The 14887-nt window shown below is 28.6% G+C and carries 14 protein-coding genes and 2 pseudogenes; 6 read left to right on the top strand and 10 right to left on the bottom strand.

Translation table 11 applies throughout. The annotated features are described in order from the left end of the window. Positions 1-69: 69 nt before the first annotated feature. Together ACREV6_RS15750 and ACREV6_RS15745 are read right to left on the bottom strand one after the other, a co-directional pair. Positions 70-846: a protein-glutamine gamma-glutamyltransferase gene (locus ACREV6_RS15750; protein WP_431578995.1), complete on the bottom strand. Its 777-nt coding sequence runs from the start codon at positions 844-846 to the stop codon at positions 70-72. 38 nt (positions 847-884) lie between these two features. Then, complete coding sequence (locus ACREV6_RS15745) at positions 885-1643, bottom strand: hypothetical protein (RefSeq protein ID WP_431578994.1); 759 nt, start codon at positions 1641-1643, stop codon at positions 885-887. A gap of 684 nt (positions 1644-2327) precedes the next feature. Between ACREV6_RS15745 and ACREV6_RS15740 the strand changes: the two genes are divergently transcribed. Then, positions 2328-2867 carry a GNAT family N-acetyltransferase gene (locus ACREV6_RS15740; protein WP_431578993.1) on the top strand — a complete coding sequence of 180 codons (540 nt, stop codon included), beginning with the start codon at positions 2328-2330 and terminating at the stop codon, positions 2865-2867. A gap of 188 nt (positions 2868-3055) precedes the next feature. Here ACREV6_RS15740 and ACREV6_RS15735 read toward each other — a convergent pair whose 3' ends face one another. Further along, positions 3056-3538: a class I SAM-dependent methyltransferase gene (locus ACREV6_RS15735; RefSeq protein WP_431578992.1), complete on the bottom strand. Its 483-nt coding sequence runs from the start codon at positions 3536-3538 to the stop codon at positions 3056-3058. Between the two features lie 322 nt (positions 3539-3860). On the opposite strand from ACREV6_RS15735, the gene ACREV6_RS15730 reads away from it, so the two are divergent. The 3 genes from ACREV6_RS15730 to ACREV6_RS15720 all read left to right on the top strand — a co-directional run bounded on the left by ACREV6_RS15730 (position 3861) and on the right by ACREV6_RS15720 (position 7293). After that, the gene (locus ACREV6_RS15730; protein WP_431578991.1) at positions 3861-4523 is read left to right on the top strand and encodes a hypothetical protein; all 663 of its coding nucleotides are present in this window, start codon (positions 3861-3863) and stop codon (positions 4521-4523) included. Between the two features lie 482 nt (positions 4524-5005). Continuing rightward, complete coding sequence (locus ACREV6_RS15725; RefSeq protein WP_431578990.1) at positions 5006-5266, top strand: CD3324 family protein; 261 nt, start codon at positions 5006-5008, stop codon at positions 5264-5266. 122 nt (positions 5267-5388) lie between these two features. Next, a complete protein-coding gene (locus tag ACREV6_RS15720; protein WP_431578989.1) occupies positions 5389-7293 on the top strand; it encodes an aminopeptidase in 1905 nt (634 codons plus the stop codon). A gap of 85 nt (positions 7294-7378) precedes the next feature. On the opposite strand, the pseudogene ACREV6_RS15715 reads toward ACREV6_RS15720, so the two are convergent. The 3 genes and pseudogenes from ACREV6_RS15715 to ACREV6_RS15705 all read right to left on the bottom strand — a co-directional run. Beyond that, positions 7379-7504, bottom strand: a pseudogene (locus ACREV6_RS15715) (IS110 family RNA-guided transposase); the annotation flags it as partial. Positions 7505-7598: 94 nt separating this feature from the next. Continuing rightward, positions 7599-8474: a cell division protein gene (locus ACREV6_RS15710; protein ID WP_431578988.1), complete on the bottom strand. Its 876-nt coding sequence runs from the start codon at positions 8472-8474 to the stop codon at positions 7599-7601. A 286-nt stretch (positions 8475-8760) separates the two neighbouring features. Next, positions 8761-9602, bottom strand: a pseudogene (locus ACREV6_RS15705) (AraC family transcriptional regulator). Between the two features lie 259 nt (positions 9603-9861). Here ACREV6_RS15705 and ACREV6_RS15700 point away from each other — a divergent pair. After that, a complete protein-coding gene (locus tag ACREV6_RS15700; protein ID WP_431578987.1) occupies positions 9862-11412 on the top strand; it encodes an RNA-guided endonuclease TnpB family protein in 1551 nt (516 codons plus the stop codon). 523 nt (positions 11413-11935) lie between these two features. Here the strand turns inward: ACREV6_RS15700 and ACREV6_RS15695 are convergent. Both ACREV6_RS15695 and ACREV6_RS15690 read right to left on the bottom strand, forming a co-directional pair. Further along, positions 11936-12349 (bottom strand): hypothetical protein, encoded by a 414-nt coding sequence (locus ACREV6_RS15695; protein ID WP_431578986.1) that lies wholly within the window; start codon positions 12347-12349, stop codon positions 11936-11938. Positions 12350-12858: 509 nt separating this feature from the next. Next, positions 12859-13149, bottom strand: coding sequence for a hypothetical protein (locus tag ACREV6_RS15690; RefSeq protein WP_431578985.1), 291 nt, complete (start codon positions 13147-13149; stop codon positions 12859-12861). Positions 13150-13355: 206 nt separating this feature from the next. On the opposite strand from ACREV6_RS15690, the gene ACREV6_RS15685 reads away from it, so the two are divergent. Next, positions 13356-13877, top strand: a complete 522-nt coding sequence (locus ACREV6_RS15685) for a hypothetical protein (RefSeq protein ID WP_431578984.1) — start codon at positions 13356-13358, stop codon at positions 13875-13877. A 49-nt stretch (positions 13878-13926) separates the two neighbouring features. Here the strand turns inward: ACREV6_RS15685 and ACREV6_RS15680 are convergent, their stop codons facing one another. Together ACREV6_RS15680 and ACREV6_RS15675 are read right to left on the bottom strand one after the other, a co-directional pair. Continuing rightward, on the bottom strand, positions 13927-14301 hold the full coding sequence (locus tag ACREV6_RS15680; RefSeq protein ID WP_431578983.1) for a hypothetical protein: 375 nt from the start codon (positions 14299-14301) through the stop codon (positions 13927-13929). Positions 14302-14554: 253 nt separating this feature from the next. Continuing rightward, complete coding sequence (locus tag ACREV6_RS15675) at positions 14555-14782, bottom strand: hypothetical protein (protein WP_431578982.1); 228 nt, start codon at positions 14780-14782, stop codon at positions 14555-14557. Positions 14783-14887 lie beyond the last annotated feature (105 nt).

The following is a 14887-nucleotide window of genomic DNA, read 5'->3' as shown; positions in this document are numbered from 1 at the left end:
TGTTTTTATTGTTTTGTTACTGTAGTCTGTCTCATTCTCTTTCACTATCCATAATTTATTCTCATTAATTTAATTGGCAGATGATGAAAGAAATTTAAAATATATATCAGCTAAACTTTTAAAGTCTAAGCGTGCAGCTGAATCTAGTAAATAAGCGGATGATTTTGCTTCCTTTATTCTAAATTTATTTAATTCAATAATTATTTCTTCAGCATTTCCTATTCCTATACCATGCCCAAAATAAAGTTCATTACCTAGGTCTATAACGTTTTCTCCTTGCCATTCAGGCTTTAATGGGTTTACATCAGGATTAACAAAGTATCTTCTATCCCCTGGTAAATAATCACTTCGTTTTTCTAAATAACCTGCATCCTCCAGTAGATCATCTATATAATGCCAATTCATTAATTGTATTTTAGGAAATAATTCATTGAAATATTTTTCTGGAAATATATTAAGCAATGCTTGATAATATATAATAATCATTGCGGTAGCGCATTCAGTACCATATTTTGAACTATTTATAGAAATATCATTTATAGCCGCACTGGGAGTTATTCCTTTTTTTAATATAAATCCACCTTCATCAGTACGATCCCAATAATAAAGATTGCACATTGATTTACGAAAGGTTGTAAAGGTCATATAGCTTTCATTGAGCTTTTTAGCAGCAATAACAATATTATTTCGTAATTTTAACTCAAATTGCAATCCATTTAATGAATTATACTCATACAGGTCTTTGCTTAAACTCATCTTAGTAATGATATCTATCTCAATATCATTTGGTTTATATTTATTTATGAAAGTATCGATGTTAAGAATATTGTTAGAAAGTATGATCATTACAAGCCTCCTTAACTAATTATAACAATTATCAATTGTTAGGGTCCGAGCCTAGCTTCAGCAATGCCTATTTGCTTAATTATGGAATGGTTAATCCATGATTTCCATAAATATATATTTTCATAATGGATTGCACGTGAGAAGCTTGATAAAAGTAGCTTGTTATGTTCATCTAAGTCGTTAAAATAATATAATAAGTTGTTTTCTTTTGCAGTGTATGGTATGAAGGGTTTTGAATTATAAAGTGATACCTGTTTGCATAGATATTTGGCATCTAAAGCTACAATATAAGGTATAGGCTTACTGGTTCTCTGAAAACTTTCCCCTGTAAAATATAAAAAGGGATAATTCTCTTCAAGCCAATAAAAAAAAGCAATATATTGTTTCTCACTACTTTTTCCCATGGTCATATCTATGGAAGGTACAAAATCTAGAAGTTTGCATGCTAACTTAACATCATTTATGTCTTTTGAAATTAAATAATTAGCGATTAGCATTAAGCTATATGGATCTCTTGCTTGAAAAAAAGCCCAGATTAGGTCATGAGTAAAAAGGCCTTTTCTGTTTCTAAAAAAAATCATGTCTACTATAATAGGTAAAATTGTTTTATCCTTGTGAATCTTTATTAAAAGTAGGGCAACAACATCTAAAAATTCATCATCTTCATTGCTTAACCCATGCTTAGCGATACCTCTTTCAAACATACATTTCAGAGCAGGATATCCTAGTTCCATATGTTTAGAATATAAATATTGAATCTTTGAAAAATTTGAGGTATCTATATTATCTAAATACATATAATCCCTCCTTCATTTCTAGAATTTTAATATAAATAAAAAACCATATTATATAATACTATCAATGTAGGCATAATGTTAAAGATATTGTATTGAAACAAAGGAAAAGTAAAGATGGTTATAGAGGATATCGACGAAATAAATGAAATGTATATATAGTTCATCATTAATAGCTTCTTTATTTGCTTTTTCAAAATCAGTAACAACAAATTATTTATTTCTGAAATTTATATTGCTTAATTAAACGAAGATTACGAATTTTTCTTGATATATATTGTTAATGCCTTAATTAGCAAGTAAACTAAATAGATTATAACGGCGTATCCTAGTATACTAATTATGCTCATAAGCATTATCATGAATGTTGTACTCAATTTTATCTCACCTCTTTCAGTTATTTAACATCTTTTATAAATAGGAAACATCTCATTAAATATATTCTATATATTGCAAAAAAGAATATAGAATATATTTAATATTGAAATTCAAAAGCGTATAAAAGGTGAAAGTGATATGACTGGGGTTTGGAAATATACCAACCTCAGTTTTTTTTAGGTGTAGAATGATTATAGATAAAGTCGGAATTTATTATTTGTTGAGTTGCGTATATAATGATAACAAAGGAATAATCTATAATTCAGTACACATGTAAAACATTTAAAATCACGAGGGGGAAATAAAATAATGAATATACGTTTTGAAGAATTTAAAGATGAAATTGATACTCTTGTAGAATTTTTAACATCAGATACTTGGGAATTTTATGGAACACCGAACCTAAATCCAGAAAGGATTAGAGCGAGCTATGAAAACCAGCATTATACTGGGGATGATTGCAAAACATTTTGGGTTATTTCAGACCAGGCTACAAAAGTGGGAATGATAAGGATATATGATTTACAAGATGGTGACCCGTTGTTTGATATAAGAATTTTGAGCAAGTTCAAAGGTATGGGAATTGGGACAATTACTGTAAAGTGGCTTGTTGATTATATATTTAATAGTTTTTCTGATAAAGAAAGGATAGAAGCGGATACGAGGCAGGATAATTATGCTATGAGATGTGTATTCCATAAGAGTGGTTTTGCTAAAGAAGCACACCATCGAAAAGCATGGGTAGGTCAAGATGGAATACCATATGATGCAATTGGTTATGGCATTACAAAAGAAGATTGGCAAAATGGTAAAACTACCCCAGTAGATTGGAATGACTTTAAGTATTAAGTATATAAATACAAAGTATTAACACATATTTGGGAGAAATAAATTAATTTAACGCTCCATAGATAATGCTATGGAGCGTTTTGGTTTCCAACTCCGGATTTTTATAATCAATTCTAATAAATAACTTATCACACTTTTTCATATGTAGTCCTCCTATATTTATCTCTCAATTAATGAATATTGTGTCATTAAATATTTTCCTTTTTTATAATTATAGCCTTATACGTGCTATTTTCAATATCAGCATATATTGTTAAGTTACTATAATCACTAATAATATTCTTGAGTTCAGGTATGATTTTTTTATCCATTTTCCATGTTGAAATAAATATCAAGTACCCATTTTGTATAGTAACCCTCATCATTTCCATTAAGACAGGGTTCAATAAGTTTTCCAAATGACCTAAAGCATTATAACAAACTGATACATCAAATGAGTTATTAACTATATCCAAATTAGTTGCGTTCATTTCTCTAAACTCAACATTCTTTGGAATTACATCTATATTTCTTCTTTTTAGTCTTTCTAATGTAATATCAGTTGCAAGAACTTCTTCTGCATACCTTGAAGCATTTAAACTAAATTCCGAATCCCCACAAGCAATTTCTAAAATTTTTTTACCATTTAAATAAGTACCTAACCTTTTCACTATAGTTTCTACTACTCTCATTTGCATTCCCTCCATCCTCATTAAAAACGCACTATTTTACTGCTACGACACAAAATATATATTTAATTATACCATTATTACCTTAAATTGGATATAGGAAAAAATGTATGATTTTAACCAAAAGATTAAATTATTACATAAGAATTTAATCTTTGAAATTATAAAAACAATCTGATTTTCAGACTTAATGAGTAAAGTAATTGTATTTATGTGATTGTATTTTTCTTGATTAGTTAGTAAAATTGTATTTAAAATAATAAAAAATAATGAATATCTTAAGTATATGGAAGAAATATAATATATATAAATTAGGGGGACGTGCATGATACATATTACTAATGAGCATTTTAAAATTATTAAAAATAAAGATTGTATGGTAAATCATGATACTTGTAAAAATGTGTATTATAAGCATGATTTGAATAAAATAAATGAAATAAGTGAAAATCAGTATTTAAAAATAAAGTATGGTGAAAATCATGATAAAATTTTAAAATATTTTGAAAATGCTGAACCAGAATGCATTACTTTGTTAGATGGTTCACAAATTTTAAGCTACTACCAAGAATCTATTATAAAAAGATTTGATAATAAGGGGGACTTGATAAAAATAGATAAGGGAAATGTATTATCAAATTTTGAGGTGCTTTATAGTATTGAAGTAGATGGTAATTCAATATGGGGTGCTTTCCCAACAGCTCATGTCATAAGGAAAAGCTGTATATTAACAGGAGAAGAAGAAATGTCTATAGGTTATTGTGATTATATAAATGATAAAAGCTATCCGTTATGTTATCCAGAACATATAATTAAATATGATAACTATTTGTATATCTCTGATATGGGTAGCAAAAGAATACTGAGATTGGATTTGAATAATTATGAGTTGGATGAATATAAAAAGTTAAATGAACGTGTTTGGGCTTATGGACGAATAGGTAAAAATGAAGTAGTGGAATTAGAATCAGGGATGTATATACTGTGATACATTGAATTCATAGCATAATATAAATAAAGGAGATAAAATAATGTAAGAATGTATATTTTGTAATTGCGTAGGTTATCTTAAAAAATTCTTCCAATCTTTAACTTGTTATTTAAGGCTTAAGGATTTTAGTAGGACAAAAAAAGGCATAGGATATATAGTGGGTGAAACCTAATATTGTAATCATTACAAATTTATTCTATAATAAGACAAATGAAGTATTATTGGATATTGAGAAGTAAAGAGTATTAATATAACACACAGAGTTATATTGTTTAGTAATGTGATATGCTCATACCCATAAAATTATATATTAAATCGAGGTGAGAATTGAATGACAAAGAAAATCATATTGGAAGACAGTCTGGAATTATCCCATGCAGAGTAAGCGATAGTAGAAATTACTTTTGTATGGGGCAAGAGAATAACTAGCTGCTTAACTCTGCACTTTATTTATATAAGATAAATAAGGAGCGGATATTATGAAATATTTAAATGCAGCGGAAGTATTACCGAAATATTTGTTATTTGAAATTCAAAAGCATATAAAAGGTGAAATCTTATATATACCTAGTGGAGATAAACAAATAGGATGGGGAGAAAAAAATGGTTCTAGAGGTTATTTTGAAAATAGAAATAAACAGATAAAAGAGCAGTATAAAAATGGCGATGATCTAGAAAAAATATCACAAGAATATGGATTAGCATTTGAAACAATACGAAAAATTTTATATAAAAAGTGATATGGCTGGGGTTTGGTATATACCAACCCCAGTTTTTTTTAGGTGTAGAATGATTATAGATAAAGTCTGAATTTATTATTTATTGAGTTGCGTATATAATGATAAAAAAGGGGGCGTTACAAATGTTTAAGATTTTTTTGGAAAAGGCTTCTAGTTTAGTGGAAAGACTAATTCAACTGGAAGAAGTTCTTAATGATGATTTTTTAAAAAATAATAACCTTGATATACTAAAACAGGAGAATGATGAATTATTTTATGAAATTACAATGGAAGGATATGAAAAGAGCTATTTAAATCCTGATTATGCCTGTGGAATACTAGGGGACAAACTAGGACAGCTTACCTGTTGTATATATTTTGACATCTTTAATTCCATAAAATATGCTTTTTCTCATGAAAAGAATAATCTATTTGGGCTAAGAGTCTTAATTAAGAAAATGATGTCTCAGAATGTTGCAGAAAATGCTTTCATAGATATCTACAGAGAATATAAAATAGAAACCATAGGGCTTCAGGTTTCAGAGGCTATGGGAAATAGATATAATATTAACAACTACTATATAAATGATATTATTGAGAATTCTGATCTGAAGGAATTAAACTACCTTTATAAGTATGGGAAAAGAATTAGTAAATATGAAATTCAAGTGGCTAAATTTTTTCAGGCCTATGACAAAGAAAAAATAAGAGATACTGCAAAATTAATTGTAAATGCTTATTTTCAGGGCTTTAAGGTTGAAAATAAAGAAATTGGTGATAGAAAACAAATTAGAATTAGGTTTAATGTGGGTCAAGAACTATTAGTTAGAGATATTATTATGGTTTTAAAGGAAAAAGGCTATTATGGCTTTGCACCTCTACCTTTTGTGATTGAGGAGAATGAGCAAGTGAGTTATGATCATAGATTTAATAATGCACTAATACTTGATGAAGAATATAAGAACCTATTCATTGAAAAAATTAAACAGGAGTATAAAGAAAAGGAAGAAATACTGCTTAGGCATGGAGGGATTATTTTCTTTGAGACCTTTGGAGAAGAGCCATTTTCACCTATTGACAAGAAGCATGCATTAAAATTTACAAAGCTGCAAAGTGAATGTATGGGGAAAATAAGAAAAACATATGCAGGAGCTAAAGAAACCTACATACCAGATATTAATTCAAGTGATACAATGATAGCATTTCCTTCACCTCAGATAGGACAAAATTTTGAGGAAATATTTGAAGAAATTATGAAAATAAACACCTTGGATGTTGATAAGTATGAAACAATTCAGCAAATAATCATTGATGCCCTAGATAAAGCAGATTTTGTTCAAGTAAAAGGAAAGGGTACCAATAAAACAGATATTAGAGTGAAAATGCACGAGTTACAAAATCCGGAGAGGGAGACTCTTTATGCAAATTGCGGAGCAAATGTTAATATTCCAGTTGGAGAAATTTATACTTCCCCTGTATTGAAAGGAACAAATGGAGTTCTACACCTTGAAGAAACATTTTTAGAGGGACTCTGTTATAAAGATTTAATAGTTGTATTTGAAGATGGGTATGTTTCAGATTATTCATGTAAAAATTTTGAGGATGAAGCTAAAAATTTAGAATACATCGAAGAGAATCTTTTATTTAACAATAGTACTTTACCTATGGGAGAATTTGCAATAGGAACCAACACCCTTGCATATGTAGTAGCTAAAAAATATGGAATAATGGATAAATTACCGGTGCTAATATCAGAAAAAATGGGACCTCATTTTGCTATAGGAGATACTTGCTTTAGTTATGTAGAGGATTGTGATATAAAAAGTCATATAAATGGCAAGTATATTGTTGCAAAGGATAATGAAAAAAGTAGTCTTAGAAGTGAAGATGAGGATAAAGCATACACTCAGTGTCATACTGATATACCTGTTTTATATGATAATCTAGAATTTGTAACAGGCTTTACAAAAGCTGGGGAAAGCATTGAAATTATAAAAAACGGAAGATTTGTTCTTCTGGGAACTGAAGAATTAAACAAACCATTCTAACTAGAGGATATTATAAAGAAAGATTTCAGAAATTAGAAAAAGAAATATAATTAATTTAACGCTCCATAGATAAATGCTATGGAGCGTTTGGGGTTCTATTCTTCTCGTTTGATTTAAAGTTGGCTAACTTAACTCGATACCTTATTAAATCGTGAATCTGACGAATTGCAAGTGGCGGAATAAAACTTACGTTTACAAGATCATGTTTAAACTATTTAATTTCCATCTCTCTAAATAAAGGTTGTCTTCAGTTTGCTTTTAGAACAGTCACCTATCTCATATCAATACACAAAATACAAGAATAATTACTTCGTCTTTAAAGAATATATCGAATTAATTTTGGATTTTGTGAGCCAAGTTATAGATATAAAATAACCTATTATAGGGGAAACACCATACCCCATCAATGGAACTGGAAAATTTCCCAATAGAGCAGAAATTAAAATAATTATAAAATACAAACCGATGCTTAATGATAACAATTTATATTTTTTTGGTGAAAAAAATATAAATGGCAATGGCAATAGTACAAGAGAAATAACCCCTAAACTAAGCCATATTATTCCCATATTCGCTACTAAACTAACTATATTTTCAACATAAGATACAGGTTGTAATCCATCTAAAAAAACCCATGAAGTAATAATCAATGCAGAAAGTAACGATACAATACAAAAACGAAAAATATTGTTATTAATCTTATTCCATAACAATATTATCATTGGAATAGCAAATGCAGTTAGAGTAGAAGCATCAGGTTGTAGCGCAAGCAAAATTGATATAACTATTGTAATAGTAGCTGAAAACCACCAATCTCTTATTTGTAACGATTTCCATAGCTCTATAATTATAATAGGTAGGACAATTACTGCAACATAAAACTTAATTGGCCCAACAGAAACCCATCTATGAACTCCTTCTATTCCTGAACTAATAAAAGTTAGAAATAAAAGAATTACTGCAACTATAATAGTAGTGAGATTAGTGCTTTTATTTTTTTTAACTTTAGATTTTCTAGATAGTATAAAACATGAAATGATTCCAGATAATAATAAATAAAAAATATTTTGACCCAAAATAGCAATTGGAACTTTATTGGTGTACATTGCTATCACCCCAATAATTATTGGTGGTGATGCCATTAATAAGGGTATAAAATTTAACAAGCTTAATTTTTTCATTTTTAACTCCTTACTAAATAAATATTATTTTGAAATTTAAATTAATGAATAACATAATACGATTCCGTCTTCATAATACTATAATATAACATAAAGATAAAGAGTAGGATACGTGCATTTTAATTTCAACATATTTTCCTAAGTCGTCACAAGTAAAAACGCCACAAACTTTTATTGTTTGTGACGCCTAATATGAAAGATACGACAAAAACTAAATCTAAAATTATTCTACATCAACTTTGCAAATTGGAATTTGATGAACTCCGAATTGTTCTCCTTTACGTAGTTATTTTTTCTTAACAGGAATCCAAATTTCGCTGTAGTAGTTTTCATCTTGATTACCTTGTGGATAATCAGCCGTATTGGTATACATTTCAATATTATAACCTGCTGCAATTTCATAATCACGGCAATTAGGCAGCCATTCTGAGAAGATTTTTCTGTTCACATCTTGCAGAGGTTTCGGCATTGCGCCCTTGCAAGCAAAAACAACCCAGGTGTGTTTAGGAATAATCTTTGTAACAAAACCATTAGATATTTCTATGGACGGATTATAATTGTCTGCAATCAAATATTCAAACTCATCTGAACCCATGCTCTCATCTATGCTTACTCCGTATATCCCACATACAAATTTTCCCTTTCCTGTTTGATAATGCTCTGTCCAAAACTGTGGAATTTCTGTACTTGCACTATCATATTTAAATACCTTTGATACGCCCATGACAGTAAACGAATCTTTTTTAACAATTTTGTAATCCATAATATAACCGCCTTCCAATGAAAATTTGATTTTAAGTGGAGCAAACGATTTAATCATTGCTCCATCTTTTCGAACAGCAGTAGGTGTGACACCGTGAAATCGAGTAAAAGCTTTTGTGAAACTATCTGGTGAGGCGTAGCCGTATTTCAGTGCAATATCAATGATTTTTCCATGAGTAGAAACAAGCTCACTGCCGGCAAGGGTAAGCCTGCGTTGTCTGATGTACTCTCCTACCGTAAAACCACAAAGCATGGCAAAGCATTTTTGGAAATAGAAGGTCGATATAAGTGCTTTTTTGCAATATTTTTTATTGCGATTTCTTCAGTGATATTCTTCTCAATATAGTTGATAACTGAACCACGCACACTCGTTACTTAAGTGATGAGTTAGTGGTTCTTTACGTTAGTAAAAACATTTTTACAATTTACAAATAGAATATAAGTTCGTATGATATTTGTTATAATAAATGCATGTGTAGGACATAATAATATTAGAAAACGATGAGCTTACTTTATTGAAGATGCAATTATTTTATAGTTACGATAAGTGAAAAAACAGAAGAATATATTAAGAAATATATAAATAGCCAGAAATAAAAGTATCAAGCAAAGGAGTGAGTATTCATTGGCAAAAAAAACAACTCCTAATTATGTTTTAACTCTTAGTTTAGATACAAATAATAGAGATGAAATAATCTTAAATAAAAGATTTGAGTTATGTAGAAAACTTTACAATGCTATTTTAGGACTAGGGTTAAAGAAATTTAATGCGTTAAGCGAATTAAAGGTATACAAAAAACTAAGAAAAGAATTAGCAGAAATCAATAAATTATATTTTAAAGATGAAGATAGTAAAAAATCTAAAATAAATGATGAACTAAGAAAAGAAAAATACAAAGAGTTAACTGATTTATTAGGAGAATACGGCATTAATGAATATTCACTTATAAATAAAATGACACCAATGTATAAATCATTTAATAAAAATATAGATAATAAAACTGCTCAAGCATTAGCAAGTAGGGCGTGGAAAGCTTTAGAAAAATTAATATTTAAGGACGCGCAAAAGGTTAATTTTATTAGATATGATGAATTAAAAAGTGTTGAAGGTAAATGGAATAAAAGTGGGATAACTTATAGAGACGGAATTATTAAATGGAACGGATTAAAGATTCCAGTAATTATAAAATCTAATGATTATTATGCTCAAAAAGCTATTGGAGATAAAATTAAATATTGTAGATTGCTGAGAAAATTTGTTAATGGTAAGTATAAATACTATGTGCAATTAATAATGGAAGGTACACCACCAGTAAAATATAATAAACAAACTAGTGATATAAAAAGAAGTGTTGGAAGTGGAAATGTTGGAATAGATATAGGAACTCAAACAATTGCAATATCGAGTAAGTATGATGTTAAATTATTAGAATTATGTCCTGAAATCAATAATATTCAGGGGTTAAAAACTAAATTATCAAGAAAATTAGATAGACAAAGACGTGCGAATAACCCAAATAATTATAATAATGATGGAACTATCAAATTTGGTATTATGCTTAATGGAAAAAAAGAGAAATTAACATGGGTTAAGTCTAATAAATATATTAGAACTCAAATGGAATTAAGGGATATTCAGAGGAAACAAACTGATATTAGAAAACAATCTCATGAAAAGTTAGCAAATTATATAATTTCATTAGGTGATAGAATCCTAGTTGAAACAATGAGTTATAAAGGATTGCAAAAAAGAAGTAAAAAAACCACAATTAATGAGAGGACGGGTAAGTTTAATAAGAAAAAAAGATTTGGGAAGTCTTTAGGAAATAAAGCACCTTCTAAATTAATAGAGATAATTAATAGAAAACTTAAATATGATCAACTGGAAATATTAAAAATAAATACACATAAAGTGAAGGCTAGTATGTATAATCATTTTACTAATGAATACATAAAAAAAGAATTGAAGGATAGATGGGATGTTTCTACTGGAATTCAAAGAGACTGTTACTCTGCATTTTTAATAATGAATGTCAGTAATGATTTAGAAAGTATTAATAGAAAATTATGTTTTAGGAGTTATGATAATTTCAAGCAATTACATGATAGAGAAATAAATAGACTTAAAACATTAAAAGAAAATGGTAATAAATTAATAGCCAGTATGGGAATATAAATACTAACAAATATGGTTTTGAACCGAGCCATTATGCTATCGTTAATGGGCTAAATGTAGTCTTTGGTAGTAAAAGTCTTATTATAATTAGATGAGTCATAATATGTTGTAAGATATAGATGAAATATAATTCCTATAAATGAGAGTATTATGGAAGTTTAAAGAGATAAGAACCACGTGTCTTCAGACATGTGAGATTCAGAGCTTCACCGATTCCTTCAATCCACTCCATAATCATCACCCCTGTCTGTAAATATATCATATCTCTTTTCAAGCGGTTGTTCCCGACTTTTTGTGTTATGTTTTGTCTTGGCTGAAAGATTATTAAATAACCTGTACAGCAAATTACTGCTGTGACACAAATATGTATTTAATTATACCGTTATTACCGTAAATTGGATATACTGATCCAGCTCCAAGCTCCCCATTAAAAGATAAGAACTCCGCATCTTTTAATGGGGAGTTTATTTTTTGCTTGTCTACTGGAATGACTAGTCATAATTAAAAAAATTATTACATATCACTAACGTTTTTCAACTGCAATACGAGTATCTGACAAGAAGCCTATTATTGCTACTATACTCATACAACATTTTTCAAACATTGTACCTAAAAATTGTACAACAATACCCATTAATCCTAAAGGTAATGTCACCACTAAAAATACCGTTAAAAATTTTGAGCAAAATTTATTCATTTTCACAGAAATTATTTTGCTGGCTATAAGTGCAATAATATTATTAAAAATAGTCATATAGATGCTTGATAACGATGTATGTCTTGCTAATTCAAATGATACTGACCTTCCTCCATTAACCCATGTATATGGCATTATTTGTGTAATAATCAAAATATGAACGATAATATTTATTATTCCTATAGTAACAGAACATACTCCTGCTTTTTTTATGTTTATTTGTCTAATTTTATCAAGCATTTCTTATTCTCCTTATCCGTTTTATTTTACAACTTCTACCTAACTCTATAAAAATATAACGTGTTTTACATATTTATACATTAGTGTATTTTTATAATATTAATTTTTTAATACCGTATTATTCAATTATGATAATCATGCTAAAGAAACATTAAAGCAAGTATCAAATTCATTACATGATTGGGTTCAGTCAAACTTACCAGAGGACTTGTCTTTTATAAAAAATAATAAGCCTTGGCTAATTAACACTTCACATGAATACGAAAGGCATATATTAACAGAGGATAGAGAAGAAATTGATAAAATCACTAAAATCGAAGGGTTAAAAGTCTGGTTATAGCAGGAAGGTATTCAAGAAGTTATAGAGGTATGTTTAAGCATTCCAAATACATTTGGAATGCTTAAACATACCTGAAAAAATAGTAGTACAAGCATTGGATCAAAATGGTGATGAAAGGTATTATTCGGTTTTATTAATTGTGACGCTTAATTAGAAAATTATTCAGTTTCTATATTTTTTTATAATGCCCACTTATTTTATTATACGGAATTAGAACGATTGGTTGATCTGCAGGTGTAAACAAATCTATTCCCTCTTGGTTTTCATCAGGTCTAAAATATTTTCTCCCAAACTTTTGTACCACCCATCCTTCAATTCCATTAGGGATTGAACCATAATTTCCATTTTTCTCAATTGATTCAAATGTTGGCATTGCATTACCTGTCGCACCCACCAGTGTGCAGTAACATCTTTCTGTAATTTCAATTCTGTATAAATTCTTTGTTTCTAAAAGATTCATAAAAATCTTCTCCTTTCTTTATTTAAAAGTTACACCACTAATTCCTTATATTTGAAATTTATGTTATTATTAGTGTATAAGTTAACTATAATTTAGTAAATACTTGAAATTTAAGGCGAAGTAACTACTATAAATATAATTATAGTTTAAGAAAATAAGTTTGATTTCCTTAATAATAAGAACTTCAAAGAAAGGAACTAATTACAATGAAAAAAATAATATTCCTGACTATTATTACGTTACTATCAAACATACTATTGATTGGATGTACTTCACAGAAATCATCACAAGAACCACCTAAATTAACAATAACTATTGGAGACAAAGGATTACAATATGTTACTGCAAAAAACAAATGGGATGGTGCTATATATGATAGGAAAAATACATTTCAAAGTATATTAAAAGAAGGCTCTGGCATTGAGACTCCATATTTTAAGTTTGGTAAAATTGTTGTGATTAATTTTAAAAATAATCCTCCAGACAAATTCACTTTATCTGATATTTTAATCGATAAAGACGGAAGTAAGAGGTATTTTACCCCAATAATTAATATTCCATTTGAAATAAAGGATGGCAAATATTCCTTTGAGATTAAGAAAAACATAGAAGCGGAATTGGATTCGTATTTTGTACTAAATATGACTTATTTTAGAGGTTATAGAATAACTGCTTCTTGGGGGCAAAATGAATGTGAATATGCATTTATCATTAAAACAGATAGATAGCCATACACCAAATATGAATACTGTGAAATTCTATCTTCTTTAGAAATGGTCAATCAAAAATATAGCCACAATTAGTGCACTTGTTTTGATTTTTCTCTCTTTTAATAAAGCAATTTGGACATTCATTTTCTTCCGCCTTAGAGATATCATAATCAATAATCAAGCTATTTGACTTAGGCTGTTCCTCTATTTCTACCTTTTCAGAACGTATTCTCAAAGCAATAAAAGAACCAAAAACCCACATTGGTAAAGTTACAAATAGTATTATGTGCATTTTTAATTCAAAATCGCTTGTTGGTAATGTATTAGACATGTTAACGAGTAGAATTATCCATACAATCGCCATAAGCCCTTGTAGTAGCTCTAAGAAATTCCTTAACAACAAGGGTATAGCAAACGCAATTAAGGCCGCAAAAAAAATCATTTAGTCATCCCTCTCAATATCAGATTTGCATAATTCATTTTAATAAACACATAGTTCGCAAAATTTTACTGCTGCTACACAAAATGTATATTTAATTATACCATTATTACCGTAAATTGGATATGCTAATTCGGTTCCAAGCTCCCCATATGTTGAAATGGGAGTTGAGTTTACAGATACATATGGAGACATTTAATTCAAAGACTGAAGAAAACTTATGATTTTAAAGGATAGGCAGTGTTAGTGCCTATCCTTATTCAATATTCTCATTTAATACTAGGGTTATTTTTTCTGCAGATATATCTAAAAACATATCTAAAGTTTTTATTTCAGTTTTACATATTTCTAAAATCCTTTTTCTTGCTAATTTTCTTTGATAATAGTCATTCGTATATCTATTTCTTAATTTAATAATACCTTGTAATTTTTTAGAATCCTTTGCAGAGATAAAGCCAAAAGTATTTACTATAATTATATCCATTAATAGTTACTTAAACAACTAGTAAGAGTTTAATTGTAGATGATTCTATAAGCATTTTATATATATTCAATTTTTATAAACCAAAATTACTGCTTTATTTATTTA

Origin of the sequence: Clostridium sp. (assembly GCF_050717515.1) — a bacterium.
In the GTDB taxonomy this organism is placed as follows: Bacteria; Bacillota; Clostridia; order Clostridiales; family Clostridiaceae; genus Clostridium_AD.
This window is presented reverse-complemented; position numbering and strand designations above follow the sequence as displayed.

Coding starts and splice junctions, on each gene's coding strand:
- ACREV6_RS15750 (WP_431578995.1), bottom strand. CDS start 846: ATGATCATACTTTCTAACAATATTCTTAACATCGATACTTTCATAAAT.
- ACREV6_RS15745 (WP_431578994.1), bottom strand. CDS start 1,643: ATGTATTTAGATAATATAGATACCTCAAATTTTTCAAAGATTCAATAT.
- ACREV6_RS15740 (WP_431578993.1), top strand. CDS start 2,328: ATGAATATACGTTTTGAAGAATTTAAAGATGAAATTGATACTCTTGTA.
- ACREV6_RS15735 (WP_431578992.1), bottom strand. CDS start 3,538: ATGAGAGTAGTAGAAACTATAGTGAAAAGGTTAGGTACTTATTTAAAT.
- ACREV6_RS15730 (WP_431578991.1), top strand. CDS start 3,861: ATGATACATATTACTAATGAGCATTTTAAAATTATTAAAAATAAAGAT.
- ACREV6_RS15725 (WP_431578990.1), top strand. CDS start 5,006: ATGAAATATTTAAATGCAGCGGAAGTATTACCGAAATATTTGTTATTT.
- ACREV6_RS15720 (WP_431578989.1), top strand. CDS start 5,389: ATGTTTAAGATTTTTTTGGAAAAGGCTTCTAGTTTAGTGGAAAGACTA.
- ACREV6_RS15710 (WP_431578988.1), bottom strand. CDS start 8,474: ATGAAAAAATTAAGCTTGTTAAATTTTATACCCTTATTAATGGCATCA.
- ACREV6_RS15695 (WP_431578986.1), bottom strand. CDS start 12,349: ATGCTTGATAAAATTAGACAAATAAACATAAAAAAAGCAGGAGTATGT.
- ACREV6_RS15690 (WP_431578985.1), bottom strand. CDS start 13,149: ATGAATCTTTTAGAAACAAAGAATTTATACAGAATTGAAATTACAGAA.
- ACREV6_RS15685 (WP_431578984.1), top strand. CDS start 13,356: ATGAAAAAAATAATATTCCTGACTATTATTACGTTACTATCAAACATA.
- ACREV6_RS15680 (WP_431578983.1), bottom strand. CDS start 14,301: ATGATTTTTTTTGCGGCCTTAATTGCGTTTGCTATACCCTTGTTGTTA.
- ACREV6_RS15675 (WP_431578982.1), bottom strand. CDS start 14,782: ATGGATATAATTATAGTAAATACTTTTGGCTTTATCTCTGCAAAGGAT.